The organism is Pectobacterium cacticida (genome assembly GCF_036885195.1).
Lineage (GTDB): Bacteria > Pseudomonadota > Gammaproteobacteria > Enterobacterales > Enterobacteriaceae > Pectobacterium > Pectobacterium cacticida.
Genome location: NZ_CP133656.1, coordinates 1,553,236 through 1,571,828, shown reverse-complemented (window position 1 = coordinate 1,571,828; position 18,593 = coordinate 1,553,236). Strand labels below are relative to the sequence as shown.

General features: G+C 51.4%; 13 protein-coding genes. 6 read left to right on the top strand and 7 right to left on the bottom strand.

The features are described 5' to 3' along the window. Positions 1-35: 35 nt before the first annotated feature. From serS to lrp, 5 genes are all read right to left on the bottom strand, one after another. On the bottom strand, positions 36-1,331 hold the full coding sequence (gene serS, locus RFN81_RS07470; protein WP_264498478.1) for a serine--tRNA ligase: 1,296 nt from the start codon (positions 1,329-1,331) through the stop codon (positions 36-38). Between the two features lie 103 nt (positions 1,332-1,434). Then, positions 1,435-2,778, bottom strand: a complete 1,344-nt coding sequence (locus tag RFN81_RS07465) for a replication-associated recombination protein A (protein ID WP_264498904.1) — start codon at positions 2,776-2,778, stop codon at positions 1,435-1,437. A gap of 7 nt (positions 2,779-2,785) precedes the next feature. Next, positions 2,786-3,397 (bottom strand): outer membrane lipoprotein chaperone LolA, encoded by a 612-nt coding sequence (lolA, locus tag RFN81_RS07460; RefSeq protein ID WP_264498477.1) that lies wholly within the window; start codon positions 3,395-3,397, stop codon positions 2,786-2,788. Between the two features lie 245 nt (positions 3,398-3,642). Then, positions 3,643-7,038: a DNA translocase FtsK 4TM domain-containing protein gene (locus tag RFN81_RS07455; RefSeq protein ID WP_264498476.1), complete on the bottom strand. Its 3,396-nt coding sequence runs from the start codon at positions 7,036-7,038 to the stop codon at positions 3,643-3,645. A gap of 112 nt (positions 7,039-7,150) precedes the next feature. Beyond that, complete coding sequence (gene lrp / locus RFN81_RS07450; protein WP_264498475.1) at positions 7,151-7,645, bottom strand: leucine-responsive transcriptional regulator Lrp; 495 nt, start codon at positions 7,643-7,645, stop codon at positions 7,151-7,153. Positions 7,646-8,237: 592 nt separating this feature from the next. Here lrp and trxB point away from each other — a divergent pair. The 6 genes from trxB to RFN81_RS07420 all read left to right on the top strand — a co-directional run bounded on the left by trxB (position 8,238) and on the right by RFN81_RS07420 (position 15,588). Then, the gene (gene trxB, locus RFN81_RS07445; RefSeq protein ID WP_264498474.1) at positions 8,238-9,197 is read left to right on the top strand and encodes a thioredoxin-disulfide reductase; all 960 of its coding nucleotides are present in this window, start codon (positions 8,238-8,240) and stop codon (positions 9,195-9,197) included. A gap of 220 nt (positions 9,198-9,417) precedes the next feature. Continuing rightward, entirely contained in the window at positions 9,418-11,184 is a 1,767-nt protein-coding gene (gene cydD / locus RFN81_RS07440) for a heme ABC transporter permease/ATP-binding protein CydD (protein WP_264498473.1), read from the top strand. A 17-nt stretch (positions 11,185-11,201) separates the two neighbouring features. Next, complete coding sequence (gene cydC / locus RFN81_RS07435; RefSeq protein WP_378929160.1) at positions 11,202-12,923, top strand: heme ABC transporter ATP-binding protein/permease CydC; 1,722 nt, start codon at positions 11,202-11,204, stop codon at positions 12,921-12,923. 32 nt (positions 12,924-12,955) lie between these two features. Continuing rightward, positions 12,956-13,660 (top strand): leucyl/phenylalanyl-tRNA--protein transferase, encoded by a 705-nt coding sequence (gene aat / locus RFN81_RS07430; protein ID WP_264498471.1) that lies wholly within the window; start codon positions 12,956-12,958, stop codon positions 13,658-13,660. A 113-nt stretch (positions 13,661-13,773) separates the two neighbouring features. Further along, on the top strand, positions 13,774-13,992 hold the full coding sequence (gene infA / locus RFN81_RS07425; protein WP_002211347.1) for a translation initiation factor IF-1: 219 nt from the start codon (positions 13,774-13,776) through the stop codon (positions 13,990-13,992). Between the two features lie 150 nt (positions 13,993-14,142). Then, a complete protein-coding gene (locus RFN81_RS07420; RefSeq protein WP_264498470.1) occupies positions 14,143-15,588 on the top strand; it encodes a PLP-dependent aminotransferase family protein in 1,446 nt (481 codons plus the stop codon). Here RFN81_RS07420 and RFN81_RS07415 read toward each other — a convergent pair whose 3' ends face one another. Beyond that, positions 15,589-16,068, bottom strand: coding sequence for a carboxymuconolactone decarboxylase family protein (locus RFN81_RS07415; RefSeq protein WP_264498469.1), 480 nt, complete (start codon positions 16,066-16,068; stop codon positions 15,589-15,591). A 235-nt stretch (positions 16,069-16,303) separates the two neighbouring features. Next, positions 16,304-18,577 (bottom strand): ATP-dependent Clp protease ATP-binding subunit ClpA, encoded by a 2,274-nt coding sequence (gene clpA / locus RFN81_RS07410; protein WP_264498468.1) that lies wholly within the window; start codon positions 18,575-18,577, stop codon positions 16,304-16,306. Positions 18,578-18,593 lie beyond the last annotated feature (16 nt).

Sequence of the window (18,593 nt, the reverse complement as noted above, 5' to 3'; positions counted from 1 at the left end):
CGCTCTTCACGAGCGCTTTATTGAGGAAAAACCACTTAGCCAATGAACTCCAGTCCGCCCATGTAGGGACGCAATACGTCAGGAATTTCAATACGTCCATCGGCCTGTTGATAATTTTCCAAAACGGCGACCAGCGTTCGGCCAACTGCCAGCCCAGAACCATTCAGCGTATGAACCAGACGCGTTTTTTTATCGGCCTTACTACGGTAGCGAGCCTGCATACGGCGCGCTTGAAAATCCCACATGTTTGAACACGAAGAGATCTCTCGGTAGGTATCTTGCGCGGGCAACCACACTTCCAGATCGTAAGTTTTAACCGATCCAAAACCCATATCACCGGTACACAGCAAAACCTTACGATACGGCAATTTCAATAGTTGCAGCACCGTCTCAGCATGGGTTGTCAACGTTTCCAGCGCTTGCATTGAGTCTTCCGGACGCACAATTTGTACCAGTTCAACCTTATCAAACTGGTGCATGCGAATCAGCCCGCGCGTATCACGACCATAAGATCCCGCTTCTGAACGGAAACAAGGCGTGTGTGCGGTCATCTTTAATGGCAAAGACTCTTCGTCAAGGATCTCGTCGCGAACCAGATTGGTGAGTGGTACTTCGGCGGTCGGAATCAATGCATATTGGCTGCTATCCGCTTCCTCACTCAGCGGTCGAGTATGGAATAGATCTTCACCGAACTTAGGCAATTGGCCCGTACCATATAATGTGGCATGGTTTACCAGATAAGGAACATACGTCTCCTGATAGCCATGCTGCTGCGTATGTAAATCCAGCATAAATTGAGCAAGTGCGCGGTGTAGTCGGGCTATCTGCCCTTTCATCACGACAAAACGCGCACCCGTTAATTTCACCGCGGCCGCAAAATCCAACCCTCCAGCCATTTCGCCAAGCTCAACATGATCACGCACGGCGAAATCATATTTACGTGGTTCCCCCCAACGGGACACTTCCAGATTTTGCGTTTCGTCTTTGCCAAGCGGTACAGAATCATCCGGCAAATTGGGGATCGTTAACGCTAGAGTGCGAATTTCGGTCTGCAACTGCTCCAGTTCAGCTTTTGCAGCATCCAGTTTTTCGCCTAATGCGTTTACTTCGCGGCGCAAAGGCTCGATATCCTCGCCGCGAGCTTTCGCTGCACCAATCTCTTTCGATCGGGAGTTACGCTGTGCTTGCAAATTTTCGGTTTCAACCTGCAACACTTTACGACGTTCTTCCTGCTTACGCAGAGTCTCAACATCCAGTTTAAAGCCTCTGCGAGCCAGTAACTTTTCGGCGACTGCGTCTAGCTCATTGCGCAGTAAATTGGGATCGAGCATGCTAATCCTGTACTTATGATTATCAAATGAAATGTTGGCGTACACGGCGCATTACGCAACCGGTATCAGAAAATATCCCGCTAACCTTACCGCAACGCTTAGTTCAGCGGTAGCGTTTTGTCGGGCTATTTTGATCCTGGGCGGCAAGCCAGGCGAGCTTTTCACCAATCTTACCTTCGAGGCCACGCGAGGTTGGCACGTAATAACGCGTATCTGCCATTTCGGGCGGGAAGTAGATCTCGCCTGCCGCATAGGCATTGGGTTCATTGTGCGCATATCGATACTCAGCCCCCAATCCCATTTCTTTCATCAACCGAGTGGGCGCGTTACGCAAATGCTCAGGAACCTCGTAGTCTGGCTTCTCGCGCGCATCCTGCATTGCAGACTTGAAGGCGCTATAAACCGCGTTACTTTTAGGCGCGCAAGCCAAATACACAATCGCCTGCGCGATGGCGCGCTCCCCTTCTGCCGGGCCAACGCGAGTGAAACAATCCCATGCGGCAATAGCCACCTGCATCGCACGTGGATCGGCATTGCCGACATCTTCCGAAGCAATAGCTAACAGTCGGCGAGCAACATACAAGGGATCGCCGCCCGCCGTGATAATCCGCGCATACCAGTAAAGCGCCGCATCTGGCGCGGAGCCTCTTACCGATTTATGCAACGCTGAAATCAAATCGTAATAGCGATCGCCCTTGTTATCAAAGCGGGCGCTACGCTCACCTGCGATTTCGTTGAGAAGCGCAGGAGTAAGAACTCGCCGCCCTTGCACGTCGACCTCTGCCATATCAGCCATCATTTCCAGGCTATTCAACGCGCGTCTGGCATCGCCATTGACCAACTCCGCCAGCATCCGCCTCGTCTCATCAGGTAGAACAATGTTCTGCCCCCCGTATCCTCGCTCACTGTCGCTCATCGCTTGCTGTAGAACCTGTTCAATGTCTTCAGCCGTCAATGCTTTTAGCAAATAGACGCGCGCGCGCGATAACAGTGCAGAATTAAGCTCAAAGGACGGATTTTCCGTGGTTGCGCCAATAAACGTGATCGTCCCATCTTCAATATGCGGTAGGAAGGCATCTTGCTGGCTTTTGTTAAAACGGTGAACCTCATCGACAAACAAGATAGTACGCCGCCCCGCATTGCGATTCTGTCGGGCACGCTCAATAGCCTCACGAATCTCTTTGATGCCGGACGTCACGGCTGAAAGGCGTTCGATGTCTGCGCGGCCATAATGCCCAATCAATTCCGCCAGTGTGGTTTTCCCTGTTCCCGGTGGCCCCCAAAGAATCATGGAGTGTAACTGACCAGCCTCAATAGCGCGTGGCAATGGCTTACCTGCACCTAATAAATGCTGCTGACCAATATACTGAGCCAAGGTCGCTGGCCGCATACGAGCAGCGAGGGGTTGAAAGGCATTCTGGGAAAAATCCAACGACAGGTTACTCACACTGACCTCACTGACGCTGGTCGTCCAGCATAACGCCTTTGGGTGGCGTAAACGTGAATTTGGTGGCATCAACAGCGCCGTTTTGCTGATTTGTAAGTACATAGGTACTGCGCTGGCCGTCTTGTTCCGTGGCGGTAAACTGCTTAATCGTCCCGTCTGCGGTAACAGTGATCGAGAACTGCTTTAGATTACCGACTGCGGTTTTTGGCACCAATTCAAAATCATCGCCCTTCTGGCGCACCTCATATTTATTCCAATCACTGGCACTATTACGCGTGATAAGAATGAATGGTGTATTACCGGTGGCGTCTTTTAGCCACGTAGCCGTGACCTGCTCAACAAATGGATTGTAAAACCAGAGCGTTTTGCCGTCAGAAATCAACGTACTTTCATCGGGCGAGAGCGTTTTCCAATTGAAGAGGTTAGGCCGTTTCAGCCACAGTTCTCCTTGCCCTTCTTGTACTGCGGCACCATCGGCGCTTATCACTTTCTGGCTGAAGTCTGCACGGAAACTGTTCACTTTATTGAGGCGACCTTGCAAATCTTTCGCCGCGTCGGCATAGACCGCCGTTGAGGTCACACTGACGATCAAACAACCGATGGCTAGCCACTTTTTCATACGCATAATCCTTTGATATCCTGATGCCCACCGTATTTGGTACAGTGCACGTAGCATTACGCCTGTGTTATTTACGGATTGGCGTTACGTAATTTGTTTCATTTCTTGCGTCATGTTATCTGAACCTGCGCCGACGTCGATAGGCGAATTATCCGCTTATCGACGCTTTTACGCTTCTTTTCATATCGGCTAGCTTACAACTGCGTTATGGATTGCATGATTTCCGTTATTGCCCATCTTTATCTTTACTCCATCGAGGGAGGCGCCAAGACCTCACGGTTGCCATTGTGGCCCGGAGAACTAACAATGCCTTGCGCTTCCATTTGTTCCACAATACGCGCGGCACGGTTATAGCCGATCCGGAACTGGCGCTGGACACCAGAGATGGAGGCTCGGCGTTTATCAACCACAAACTCCACTGCCTGATCGAATAAAGGATCCAGTTCCTCGTCGCCGTCAAGACCGAGGCCGCCTTCAGCATCATCCCCGCCTTTGATGATATTATCGATATATTGCGGACGACCGCGCGCTTTCCAATCCTGAACGACAGCATGAACTTCTTCATCGCGCACAAAAGCGCCGTGAACACGTACAGGTATTGAGGAGTTCGGCGCCATATATAGCATATCCCCCATCCCCAGAAGCGATTCCGCCCCAGCCTGATCGAGGATAGTGCGAGAATCAATCTTGCTGGATACGGTAAATGCAATACGCGTTGGAATGTTGGCCTTGATTAACCCGGTGATGACATCAACCGAGGGACGCTGCGTTGCCAGCACTAGGTGGATCCCCGCTGCGCGCGCTTTTTGCGCCAGCCGAGCAATCAGTTCTTCAACTTTCTTTCCCACTGCCATCATCAAGTCAGCAAACTCATCAACCATAACAACGATATAAGGCAGCTTCTCCAATACCGGTGGCGTCATATCCATGCTATCGCTGGGTTTCCAGAACGGATCAGGGATCGGGCGGCCCATTGCGTTTGCCGTCATCACCCGTTCGTTGTAACCCGCCAGATTACGCACACCGAGTGCCGACATCAGTTTATAACGATGTTCCATTTCACCAACACACCAGCGTAGCGCATTTGCCGCATCTTTCATGTCGGTCACCACTTCCGTCAACAAATGCGGAATGCCTTCATACACCGAAAGCTCAAGCATCTTTGGATCGATCATGATGAAACGCACATCTTCCGGTGTTGCCTTATACAACATACTGATGATCATAGCGTTAACGCCGACCGACTTACCGGATCCGGTCGTACCGGCGACCAGCAGATGCGGCATTTTGGCCAAATCGGCAACAACAGGTTCACCGGCAATATCTTTACCCAAAACGATAGATAGCGGGGAAGGATTATCCCGAAATTTGTCGCAATCCAAAACTTCCCGCAGATATACCGTCTGACGATGGGCATTGGGCAATTCCAATCCAACATACGGCTTACCAGGAATCACCTCAACAATACGCACGGCGACCACCGACAGTGAACGCGCTAAATCACGCGCCAAATTCGAGATACGCGCCGCCTTAACGCCGGGCGCCAGATCAAGCTCAAATCGCGTGATGACTGGCCCAGGAGAATGATCGACAACATCTGCTTTTACCCGGAAATCAGCCAACCGCATTTCAATCAACCGCGCCGTTTTTTCCAATGCGAAATCATCCACAGGTGCTTCGCTGGACGGCGGCGGCGTTAATAAATCTAATGTTGGCAGCGGCGTTGTGGGTTTCTGCAACGGCTGTTCATTACGCACCAGGAACGGATGAATCAAGCCCTCCATGGCGGGATGCCGTGCTGATTCATGTTCCTGTTTTACCGGCTCAATAGGCGCAGATGCTTGTCGCACTGGCTGACTGGCAGTTAACAAGCCGCGTTCATCGCCATCGTCGTCATCGCTAACATGCATTGGCGGAAGATCCGTCTCTTCGTGATGGGCAGGCTGAACCCTAGGGTATACGGGATTAGGGTCATCTAACTCATCTTCTGCTTCTGCGCTAAACGGCGTGAATGAGAAAGCGTTATGCGGCGCCACGGGTGCAGATCGCTCTGGTTCGTTGTTCAAGGACGACGCACTCGGTGGTGGATTATCCTCCTCTTGCGGCGGTAGGCTTGCGCCGTAACGCGACTGCTGCTGCGCTGCAAAATCTTTGGCTAACTGCGCGTCTTCATCGTCTTGCTGCAACGGATATGAATCACCGTAGCGCTGACGCTGCTGCTCTAGGTATGCCTGCTGCAATGCGGCTTCCTGTTGAGCATCATCCAGTGCGGCCTCTTCAACTTCACCGCTGGCTAATTCCGTACCAATGTGCCGATGGGGAGACTTTGACCTTGCTTGCTCTTCAGCCAGTCGCTGCGATGGCAATTTGATGCCGTAAGAGGCCAGTTCGCGACGTGTCGGGATACGTACTGGATTTGGACGTGGCAGTTCTGGCCCCTGCCCGCGCTTAATCTGCGGGTTATCATCAGCATCGGCGCTAAATGCAGGCATAAAGGTGTTGTTTACAGCGAACTCACCATCGCGGGCAGGCTGCGACGATTCAGAAAGAGGATGAACCTCGGCTGACGTCAACACCGGCGGTTCAGTATTTTCTTCATGACGATGTCCATCGGACATCGTCGCCGGGCTATACGGCCCAGACCGACTGGTAAGATCGGCAGGCGTCTCAGGGAGATCAAAAGTGTATAGAGGAGGATTGTGCGCTGGCGCGTTATCCGCCGCTGATGGTGTTATCAATGGCGCTATGTCAGATAATGACCGATCAGACTGTGTTGGCGTTTCCGTGTGCGAGGGAGGTTGTGGTGTAGCCGCAGTGTCTTCATTACAAGCCGCGCCCGCCTTTGCAACGCTCTGCATCGTCGACGCATTTATAACCTCAGTGACGGAAGGGGCGGAAAACAGAATATCATCGTCATCACTATGCGGTGTTACAGCGTCACCGCGCGCTGTATCTTGATGTTCACTTGCCAGGGAAAGCGCATCTTCATCGCGATCGTTTTCTTCACCATAATTTTCATCACGACGTGAGCGATTTGACATGAATGTCAGACAGCCCAACACGGCGGCACCAATTTTCTCAGCTATCGTTAACCAAGACCAACCGGTAAAAAGCGTTAAGCCCGCGCCCCACACGCACAGCAGAATCAATGTCGCCCCCATGCTGTTGAAGCGTGGGATCATTGAGCTGCTCAGTAGACTCCCTAATACGCCGCCTGAAGCGAAATAGTAAAGGTCATCAATATTCAACGCCGCTAAGCCGCATGATGTCAAAATCAGCGCCAGCGTACCGATCAGACGCAGCGAAAAGGTAAAATAATCTATCGCTTGCGAGTTATCGCGTTGGCGGAAAGCGGCCCAACAGAGGGATAACATAATCGGCGGAATAGCATAGGCCAGCACCCCGAAAATAAAGAACAGCGTGTCAGCCAGCCATGCTCCCGCAACCCCGCCCAGGTTATGAATAGGCTCATGCCATGCGGTTTGAGACCAGCTGGGGTCAGAGGGGCTGAAGCTGAGTAATGCGACACCGAGGTAAACGGCGAAAAGCGCCACAACGATTAAAACCGCTTCAAGCAAACGTCGCGTTCCACTGAGTTTATTCAGCACAACGTCTTTATCTTCCGTATATTCCTGGCTCAAGCGTCTCTCCAGGGCCTGTAAGGTTTATGACAAAGCGCCGAGAAAACCCGGCGCTGGAGCTGTATAAATTCACAGGAGTGTAGCTGAATTTATCGGGTATTGCACCCACACGTTAGCGCGTCTTAATGACCAGACGGCTGCTTTGCTTCACTTCTTCCATTACGACGTAGGTGCGAGTGTCATTGACGCCCGGCAAACGCAGTAAAGTTTCACCCAGCAACTTCCGGTAAGCAGACATATCCGGAACACGTGTTTTCAACAAATAGTCAAAATCACCGGAAACCAGATGACATTCCTGGATTTCTTCCAGCTTTTGTACTGCGGAATTAAACTGTTCAAAAACATCTGGCGCCCCGCGATTTAGTGTTATTTCAACAAAAACCAGCAGTGACGCATCGAGATAATGTGGGTTTAGCAGCGCTGTGTAGCCATTAATGAACCCTTGTCTTTCCAAACGACGCACGCGCTCCAAACAAGGCGTTGGCGACAGTCCAACCCGTTTGGAAAGCTCAACGTTAGAAATACGTCCGTCTTTTTGCAATTCGTTCAGGATGTTACGATCAATACGATCGAGATCTTTTCCTGGCCGTTTTTTAGTGTCTACCATTATTATTGTCTCTCTTCACTTTTCCCTGCCCCTGCCTTACCCCGATAGACCTCATGTATCAGAGCTACCCTTAAAGAAGACACGCAACCTATTTTGTATAAAGTCAAACGACGTGTTCTTGACCCACGTATTGCCTATTTATGAAGAAAAAGCCTTCACGTCACCTCCCTGGCCTAAGGGCCTGCCAGCGCAAATACGAATAAAAAGCCGAGCTTTCGACTGTCCTCATACAAAAAATTTCCTCTTACCCAGATGTTTTCGCAAATGCACAGCCGATTGTCAAAGCAAAACAACGAAAATCAGAAGAAACTACCAGATTGGATAAGCAAGACCTCTTTGCTGGGATAGCGCTAATCATTTTACTTATAAATGTGGCTGGTTTTTCAGCGAGTTGGCCTCACCATCGTCGTTAACGATTAAACAAATAGCCTGCAACTTTTCTGTATACTTTTTTTACGGCGGTAATTTCCTTACAATCGTCGATTGTCCATGGTAGATAGGTTCAGAGTAATCAATTGTTGTTATCAGTAAGTCCGTTTGTCGTAGATAACCTCTACATGAACATTATCTGTCGTAATGAAATGAGGAAAGCATGGGTACCGTTAAACATCACAAGTTATTGATTCTGGGGTCAGGCCCGGCTGGCTATACCGCCGCCATTTATGCTGCACGAGCAAATTTACAGCCAGTATTAATTACCGGTATGGAAAAAGGCGGTCAGTTGACAACGACAACCGAAGTCGAAAACTGGCCCGGCGACGCCGATGATTTAACGGGCCCGCTGTTAATGGAACGTATGCATGCGCATGCGGCCAAATTCAATACCGAAATCATTTTCGATCATATTACCAGCGTCGATTTGCAGCATCGCCCGTTCCGTTTGTTTGGTGATAGCGCCGAGTATACCTGCGACGCGCTGATTATCGCGACAGGAGCATCAGCGCGCTATCTTGGCCTTCCATCAGAAGAGGCGTTCAAAGGAAAAGGCGTATCGGCCTGCGCCACCTGCGATGGTTTTTTCTACCGTAACCAGAAAGTCGCGGTGGTCGGCGGCGGGAATACTGCGGTAGAGGAAGCGCTTTATCTGTCTAACATTGCTGCTGAAGTACATCTAATCCATCGTCGTGAGACATTCCGTTCAGAGAAGATTTTAATCGATCGTTTGATGGATAAAGTCAAAAATGGCAACGTTATCTTGCATACCAATCGTACACTAGATGAAGTACTGGGCGATGATATGGGCGTGACGGGTGTGCGTATCCGTGACACACAAAGCGAAGCCGTGGAAGAACTGGAATTGGCCGGTGTATTTATCGCTATTGGACATCGCCCCAACACCAGCATCTTCGGCGACCAGTTAGCATTGGAAAACGGGTATATTAAAGTACAGTCTGGGATTCACGGTAATGCGACGCAAACCAGCATTCCGGGCGTCTTTGCCGCAGGTGATGTGATGGATCATATTTATCGTCAGGCGATAACCTCAGCGGGTACTGGCTGCATGGCGGCACTGGATGCTGAACGTTATTTAGACGGGCTCGCCACTAAATAATAAATATTGAAGCGGGCGGCGATAGCCGTTCTGCTTCGTCTTTTGCAACACAAAAATTGATCGTCTCGCTTATTTCCTTCTTCCTTTTCATTTGCAGCGCCTCTCTGTCGCGGTAACATAGCGTCTTTCTGCCTGATAGAAGATAATTTTGTTAAATTACCGTTACGTAATAGTTATTTTCTATTAACCCCTTTTCAGCAATATAACGAACTGGTGCCTGATGAAAAAAACCAGACAGCAAGAACTGACCATCTGGCTGAAACAGCAGGGTAAGCTGGCGCAGCGTTGGCTACGGCTTTCGCTGTTGCTTGGCTTTCTGAGCGGGATGTTAATCGTGGCGCAAGCCTGGCTGTTGGCCACACTGCTTCATTCCCTGATCATTGAACATGCCCTTCGTGAATCACTGATTTCCACATTCCTTTTATTGATCGCCACTTTTGTTTTACGCGCGCTAAATAGTGTACTACGTGAACGTGTCGGCTTTCGGTGTGGGCAAGCCGTTCGACAGCAAATTCGTCAATCAGTGTTGGATCGATTGCAACAACTTGGCCCTGCTTGGGTACAAGGCAAGCCCGCTGGCAGTTGGGCAACGATGATTCTTGAGCAAGTTGACGATATGCAAGATTATTACTCGCGTTACCTACCGCAAATGTATCTTGCCGCACTGATCCCCGTGCTCATCTTAATCACGATCTTTCCACTCAACTGGGCAGCGGGCTTAATCCTGTTTCTGACCGCGCCTCTCATTCCACTGTTTATGGCGTTGGTTGGTATGGGCGCGGCTGATGCCAATCGCCGTAATTTTTTGGCGTTAGCGCGCCTGAGCGGGCACTTTCTCGATCGCTTGCGCGGGATGGAGACATTGCGTCTATTCCATCGCGGTCAGGCCGAAACCGAACAAATTCGCCACGCTTCCGAAGATTTCCGGCGGCGGACGATGGAAGTTCTGCGTATGGCATTTCTCTCCTCTGGCGTTCTGGAGTTTTTTGCTTCCATTTCGATCGCCGTTGTCGCCGTGTATTTCGGTTTTTCGTATCTCGGCGAGTTGGATTTTGGTCATTATGGTATGGGAGTCACCCTCTTCGCCGGTTTTCTCGTGTTGATTCTGGCCCCGGAATTCTTTCAGCCTCTACGCGATCTCGGCACTTTCTATCACGCTAAAGCGCAGGCAATCGGCGCCGCAGAGTCGCTAGTCACCTTTTTGGCGGAGAAAGGTGAAGATGTCGGCTTCGGCACACATGAATTTAAGAGCGACCGCGCGATTGCAATCCATGCGGAAGGGCTGATTGTTCTCGCCCCCAATGGCACGCCACTCACCGCACCATTAACGTTTGATATCCATGCTGGTGAACGCGTCGCGCTGGTTGGGATCAGCGGAGCCGGAAAAAGCTCGTTGTTAAATGCGCTGCTGGGCTTCCTGCCCTATCGCGGGTCATTAGCCGTCAACGGTCAGGAATTGAATTCGTTAACACCAGCATCATGGCGTAAGCAACTGAGCTGGGTTGGACAAAATCCGCACTTACCAGAACAAACGCTGCGCGCCAATATTCTGCTGGGTAATCCGCAGGCGAGTGCCACGGAATTACAACGGGCGATTGAACGTGCCTATGTGCAAGAGTTCTTACCCTCACTTCCTCAGGGGCTAGACACCATACTCGGTGACAGTGCGGCACGTCTATCCGTCGGACAGGCGCAGCGCGTCGCCGTCGCGCGCGCGCTGGTTCATTCTTGCAACTTACTGCTGCTGGATGAACCATCAGCCAGCCTGGATGCCCATAGCGAAGCGCGAGTTATGGACGCACTTAACAAAGCGGCACATTCTCAAACCACGCTGCTTGTCACACATCAGCTTAGCGATATCATCGATTTCGATGTCATCTGGGTGATGGAAAACGGTCAGTTAGTTCAACAAGGGGATTATCAAACACTCTGCGCTGAGCCCGGCCCCTTCGCGACGCTGCTGGCACAACGACAGGAGACGCTGTGATGGCTAAATTAAAAACCATGCGGGTCTTAAAACCATTTTTGAGACTCTATCGCCAACATATCTGGCGCTTAAGTTTAGGCATTGTATTGGCCATTGCGACATTATTGGCCAGCATCGGCTTACTTGCTCTATCTGGCTGGTTTCTCGCTGGCGCTGCGCTAGCAGGGGTTGTTGGACTACTTACCTTTAATTATATGCTGCCCGCCGCCGGCGTGCGCGGCGCCGCTATCGCGCGTACCGCAGGACGTTATGGTGAGCGAGTCGTTAGCCATGATGCGACATTCCGTGTTCTGTTGCGTCTACGCGTTTTCACCTTCTCGCGCCTTCTACCGCTCTCCCCTGGTGGACTAGCGCGGTTTCGTCAGGCTGAGTTGTTAAATCGGCTCGTGGCGGACGTCGATACGCTTGATCACCTTTATCTGCGTGTTATTTCTCCGGTCATCAGTGCCTTTATTGTCATTCTCATCGTTTCTTATGGCCTGAGCTTCATTGATGTCACGTTAGCTCTGACGCTGGGCGCTATCATGCTGGTGCTCTTGTTTTGTCTGCCTATCGTGTTTTTCCAGGCGGGCAACGACATCGGACAGGCGTTGACCGCGTTACGTGCACAATATCGCCTTCAGTTGACCACCTGGCTGCAAGGTCAGGCGGAGCTAACTATCTTTGGCGCACTCGATCGCGCACGTCAACAGCTGGCATTAGTGGAAATTAACTGGCTACGGCGCCAGCAGCAGCAGGCTAATCTTACCGGCCTGTCCCAGGCGGTGATGATTTTATGCAGCGGGCTCACTGTGACCTTGATACTATGGCTAGCCGCAGATGGCGTTGGCGGTAACCCGCAACCCGGCGCGTTGATCGCCCTATTCGTGTTCGCTTCCCTTGCGGCCTTCGAAGCGCTGGCGCCCGTTACCGTGGCGTTTCAGCATATGGGGCAAGTCATCGCCTCTGCGGCACGGGTCGATCAAATCATACGTCAGCCCGTCGATATCACGTTCCCTGCCCATGGCCCGGAAACCTCGCGCACGGCCTCGCTCGAACTCTCTCATGTCGGATTCACTTACCCAGGTCAGCTACAACCCGTGCTGCACAATATCTCCCTATCCATTCAACCGGGAGAACATCTGGCGCTACTGGGACGTACCGGATGTGGAAAATCGACGCTTTTACAGCTACTGACGCGAGCCTGGAATGTTGACCACGGTGAAATTACGCTCAACGGCCATCCCCTTGCCGCGTGGCGCGAGGCAGATCTCCGCGCTATGATGAGCGTTGTGCCCCAGCGCGTGCATATTTTTAGTGCCACGCTACGGGACAACCTGCTACTGGCGGCGCCGATGGCGCAGGATGAAAGCCTAAAAGAAATATTATGTCAGGTTGGGTTAGAAAAATTGTTGGAAAATGAGGGCCTTAACGCCTGGCTGGGTGAAGGGGGCCGGCAACTCTCTGGCGGTGAACAACGTCGTATCGCCTTAGCTCGCGCCCTATTGCACGACGCCCCTCTCGTTCTGTTGGATGAGCCGACGGAAGGGCTGGATGCTGAAACTGAGAAGCGTATTTTGCAACAACTCCGCCAACATTGTGCCGATAAGACCTTGATCGTTATCACCCATCGGCTATACGGGTTAGAATCGATGGACCGCATCTGTGTACTGGATGGCGGTAACATTATAGAACAAGGCAGCCATCAGGCACTTCTGGCAAAAAAAGGGCGTTATTGGCAATTCCGCCAGCACGTTTGAAGCAAATGCAATGAAATATAACGTTTGAAACTATGCGCTTATATCAATTATCGCCCCAGTCGCTTCAATTTCCCGATCCGGCTCATGCGCTAGAGGATCCCAATGGGCTGTTGGCCGTTGGCGGCGATCTCTCCGTTTCCCGATTGATGGCGGCCTATCGACATGGCATTTTCCCTTGGTTTTCGCCGGGTGACCCAATTCTATGGTGGTCGCCGGATCCGCGTGCGGTTCTGTTTCCCGGTGAATTTCATCTCAGCCGTAGTATGAAAAAATTTCTAAAGCGGTGTTCCTTTCACGCCACGCTGAACCACGCCTTTGATAAGGTCATTAACGCCTGTGCGCATGAACATCGTGATGGCACATGGATTACGCCAGACATTATTTCAGCCTATCGCCGACTTCACCAAATCGGAAAAGCACATTCCGTTGAAGTGTGGCACAATGGCGCACTAGTTGGCGGGCTATATGGTATAGAGCAAGGGCAAGTATTTTGCGGCGAGTCAATGTTTAGCCGCACGGATAATGCATCGAAATACGCGCTACTGACCTTCCAACAACATTTTATTCGCCATGGCGGTCATCTGATTGATTGTCAGGTACTAAATTCTCATACGGCTTCGCTGGGCGTACAAGAAATTCCGCGTGTCCGTTTTCTGCAACTGCTTCTTCAATACCAGGATATCGCTGTTAATGAAGGGTGTTGGTTACCACAACCGCTCAGCGAACCGATATTTTGATCGAGCATAGCGGGTAAATAATGCCCTAAACGTGAACGCTTCTTTACATAATGCCGGTTTTTCGGCATTATCTTGCGGTTAAAAAATAAAGGTAGTTAGACCTAGAGGATTCGATGGCCAAAGAAGACAATATTGAAATGCAAGGCACTGTGCTTGATACGCTGCCTAACACCATGTTCCGTGTTGAGTTGGAAAACGGGCACGTGGTTACCGCTCATATCTCCGGTAAAATGCGTAAAAACTATATCCGCATCCTGACGGGTGACAAAGTTACTGTAGAATTAACCCCGTACGACCTGAGTAAAGGCCGCATTGTCTTCCGTAGCCGTTAACCGGTTTACTCATCGCTGATCACAGCGATATATGAGGATGTGACTCCCTCCCCAGCCCTTCCCTTCATGGCGAGGGCTTTTGTTTTTTAAAAACAGTTTTTTGGGGCCAACTGTTTAAGCTCAACAACCCGCTTGTCATGGATTCCCTATATGAAACCTGACTCTCCCCTATTTTCCCCTCTTTCCTTTCAGGAGAGTACGCCGCTCTATCGTCAGCTTTACGAACGAGTGCGTCGGGCTATCAGCACAGGCCTATTGTCACCGGGTGACCGCCTGCCTTCCGCACGTATGCTGGCGAAAGAGCTTGGCGTCGCACGCGGAACGATAGAACAGGCTTACTCGTTGCTGATTGCCGAAGGTTATTTGCAGGCACGTGGGCAAGCAGGCACGCTGGTGAGTCCCGATTTGCCCTTAGCACCAACTTCCGTTACCGATGCGACGGTATCCCCCTCAGCGCCAGACGATGAACAAAACATACTGTGGCATCCATCGCAACTGTTGCCTTTTCAAATGGGCGTTCCCGCTTTTGACGCCTTCCCGCGCAAGCTATGGGCTCGACTGGGCGCACGCTATCTTCGCAGCATGCAGTTACCGGATTGGGATTACCCCGCACCTTATGGCTTGCCAGCGCTGAGAAACGCCATCGCCTCTTATCTGCAAGTGGCGCGTGGAATTGACTGTACCGCCAGTCAGGTATTCATCACCTCAGGTTGGCGCACCAATTTACAACTCGCCGTTCTGGCCTTGCTGAAGTCCGGGCAGCGCGTCTGGGTTGAAGATCCCGGCTATCCCCCTACTCGCCAGTTGCTATCACAGTCTGGGTTATGTCCGGTTCCGGTCACCGTCGATCGTGAAGGGCTCAACGTGGAGCGCGGTATCGCGCTGGCGAATGATGCCAGTATGGCCGTTGTCACGCCCGCGCATCAAAGCCCCTTGTCGATGTCGTTGCCGCTTCCTCGGCGACAGGCATTATTGCAGTGGGCAACCGAGCAGAATGCCTGGATAGTAGAGGATGATTATGATGGGGAATATCGCTACGTCAGCCGCCCACTTCCCGCGCTGGCCAGTCTGGATCGTCATGGGCGAGTTCTGTATGCGGGCACCTTCAGCAAGGTGTTATTTCCGGGGATTCGGTTGGCTTATTTGGTTGTACCACAGGCGCAGATTGCCACCTTTGAACATATCAGCCGAATTTTCTTCGCTTCCGCATCGCCAACCATGACGCAGTCTATCGTTGCCAGCTTCATCGCTGAAGGCCATTTTGCCCGGCACATTCAGCGCACACGACGCCTTTATGCAGAACGTCGCTCCGCCACCATCGCTGCGCTACAAGGTATTTTGGGGAACCACATACACATCGACACGCAGCCGGGCGGCATGCATTTAGTGTTACGCCTGCCGGATAACATAAGCGATCGACGACTTGCCGACCGCTTGCTGGCTCAAGGGATTGCGGTTCAGCCGCTATCACGTTGGGCTGTCTCAGGAAACGGTGACAACGCACTACTCGCCAGTTTCACCAACTGCGCCACGGTGGCAGAACCAGAGCGGCTGGCTACATTGATTCTGACCGAGCTTGAACAGCACGGGCGTTAGTTAGCGCAGATTGGCTTTTTCCAGACCGTACAACTTATCTGCGGAGCCGGGAACGACCTGAAACGCGACGCCCAAACGATTCCAGCCATTAATCGCGATAATCATGAAAGATAAGTCAGCCAGATCTTCTTCTGACAGCTGTTCGCGAACGCGCGTAAACACCTCGTCCGGTACGCCGTGCGGCGGAAGATGGGTCAATACTTCTGTCCACTCAAGCGCGGCACGCTCGCGCGGGGAGAAAAGCGGTGATTCACGCCAGACAGCCACATGATGCTGACGTAGTTCGCGCTCCCCATGAATCTTGGCTTCTTTAACGTGCATATCAACGCAAAATGCACAGCCGTTAAGCTGAGAGGCACGCAGCGTAACCAGATGGCCTATTTCAGCCAGAAAGGGTCTCTTGTGCAGAATGTTATTGAACTCCATATATTTCTTGGCAGCCTCGGGAGACTTGCTGTAGTAATCAAGACGTTGGCTCATCGTTCACTCCAAAATGGGATAGGGTTAAGGCGAAGAGAGACAGCCATATATCGAGTAACGCGTAACAGGGCTGGCAGCTCGGTAGCCAAGATTGTGCAAAATCTTGGCCTATCCGAAAAGATCCAAGAATCGTGTTTTTAACTGGGCCATAATGCAAAATAGCGCACCAAGGTCAGTCTACGACCCAATAAAAAAGGGATGCCTTAGCATCCCTCCTAAATAACACACGTATTGATTAATTAACGCTTTCCGCTTTGCGTTTCTGGGCGCTTTGAAAGCCATATGTGAGTTGCTGCGTCTTCTTGTCCAAATCTACGGTGACCGCGCCGCCATCAACCAGCGAACCGAATAGCAGCTCGTTAGCGAGCGGTTTCTTGAGGCTCTCCTGCATCACACGCGCCATCGGACGCGCGCCCATCGCTTTGTCGTAGCCTTTTTCTGCCAGCCAATTACGCGCCTCTTCACTGACCTCCAGCGACACGCCTTTCGCATCCAACTGCGCCTGAAGTTCTACGATAAACTTATCGACGACTTGTTGAATGACATCGGTCGACAAGTGATTGAACCAGATGACGCCATCCAGACGGTTACGGAACTCGGGCGTAAATACCTTTTTGATCTCTTCCATCGCATCACTACTGTTGTCCTGATGGATAATCCCGATACTTTTACGCTGTGTTTCCTGTACGCCCGCATTGGTCGTCATAACGACAATGACATTACGGAAATCGGCTTTACGGCCGTTATTATCCGTCAACGTTCCGTTATCCATCACCTGCAATAACAGATTAAAGACGTCAGGATGTGCCTTTTCAATCTCATCAAGTAACAACACGGCATGAGGATGCTTAATGACGGCATCCGTTAACAGGCCACCTTGATCGTAGCCGACATAGCCCGGAGGGGCGCCAATTAAACGGCTAACCGTATGGCGTTCCATGTATTCGGACATATCAAAGCGTAATAGTTCAATATCCAGTGCTTTTGCTAACTGTAATGTCACTTCGGTCTTTCCCACACCTGTTGGACCGGCAAACAGGAAAGATCCCACAGGTTTACGCTCTTGCCCCAGCCCAGCACGGCTCATTTTGATAGACTCGGACAGCGCCTCAATGGCTTTATCCTGCCCAAATACCAGCATTTTCAGACGATTGCTGAGGTTCTTCAGCACATCACGATCGCTGGCAGAAACCGTTTTTTCTGGAATACGGGCAATACGGGCAACCACCGATTCGATATCGCTCACATTAACCGTTTTCTTGCGTTTACTTGCCGGCATCAGGCGGCTACGCGCGCCCGCTTCGTCGATCACATCAATCGCTTTGTCCGGCAGATGACGGTCGTTAATATACTTCACCGCCAATTCTACCGCCGCACGCACTGCTTTCGACGTATAGCGAACATCATGGTGAGCTTCGTATTTCGGCTTGAGCCCATTAATGATTTGTATGGTTTCTTCCAGACTCGGTTCCGTGATGTCGATCTTCTGGAAACGGCGCGCCAGCGCCCTATCCTTCTCAAAAATATTGCTGAATTCCTGATAGGTAGTCGAGCCAATGACGCGAATCTTGCCGCTGGAAAGCAACGGTTTAATCAGATTAGCCGCGTCGACCTGACCACCGGACGCCGCGCCAGCACCAATAATCGTATGAATTTCATCAATAAACAGGATACTGTTTTTATCCTGCTCAAGCTGTTTCAGTAACGCCTTAAAACGCTTCTCAAAGTCGCCACGATACTTCGTGCCCGCCAGCAACGCACCAATGTCCAACGAGTACAGCGTACATTCCGCCATCACCTCCGGTACATCGCCCTGCACAATACGCCAGGCCAGCCCTTCAGCAATCGCGGTTTTACCGACGCCAGACTCGCCGACCAGCAAGGGATTATTTTTACGGCGACGGCACAATACCTGAATGGTACGTTCCAGTTCTTTATCTCGCCCAATGAGAGGGTCGATACCGCCGACGCGCGCCAATTGATTCAGATTGGTGGTGAAGTTCTCCATTCGCTCTTCCCCTCCGGCCTGCTCTTCATTGGCGGTATTGTCGGGGTTTGCGGCCCGATCGGTTTCTTCTTTACGTGTCCCGTGCGAAATAAAGTTCACAATATCTAAACGACTAACGTCATGTTTGCGCAACAGATAGGCGGCTTGAGATTCCTGCTCGCTAAAAATCGCGACCAAGACATTAGCGCCGGATACCTCGCTGCGACCAGAAGACTGCACATGGAAGACAGCACGCTGTAGTACACGTTGGAAACTCAGCGTTGGCTGGGTTTCTCTCTCGCTGTCACTTTGCGGCAACGTTGGAGTGGTCTGCTCAATAAACGTTTCCAGTTCCTGACGCAGCGCGGTTAAATCGACAGCACATGCTTCCAATGCTTCGCGGGCGGCAGGATTACTAAGCAGAGCCAACAGCAGGTGCTCCACGGTCATAAACTCGTGTCGGTGCTCACGCGCTTTAGCGAAAGCCATATTGAGACTGAGTTCCAGTTCTTGATTGAGCATTGGCACCTCTCCTCAT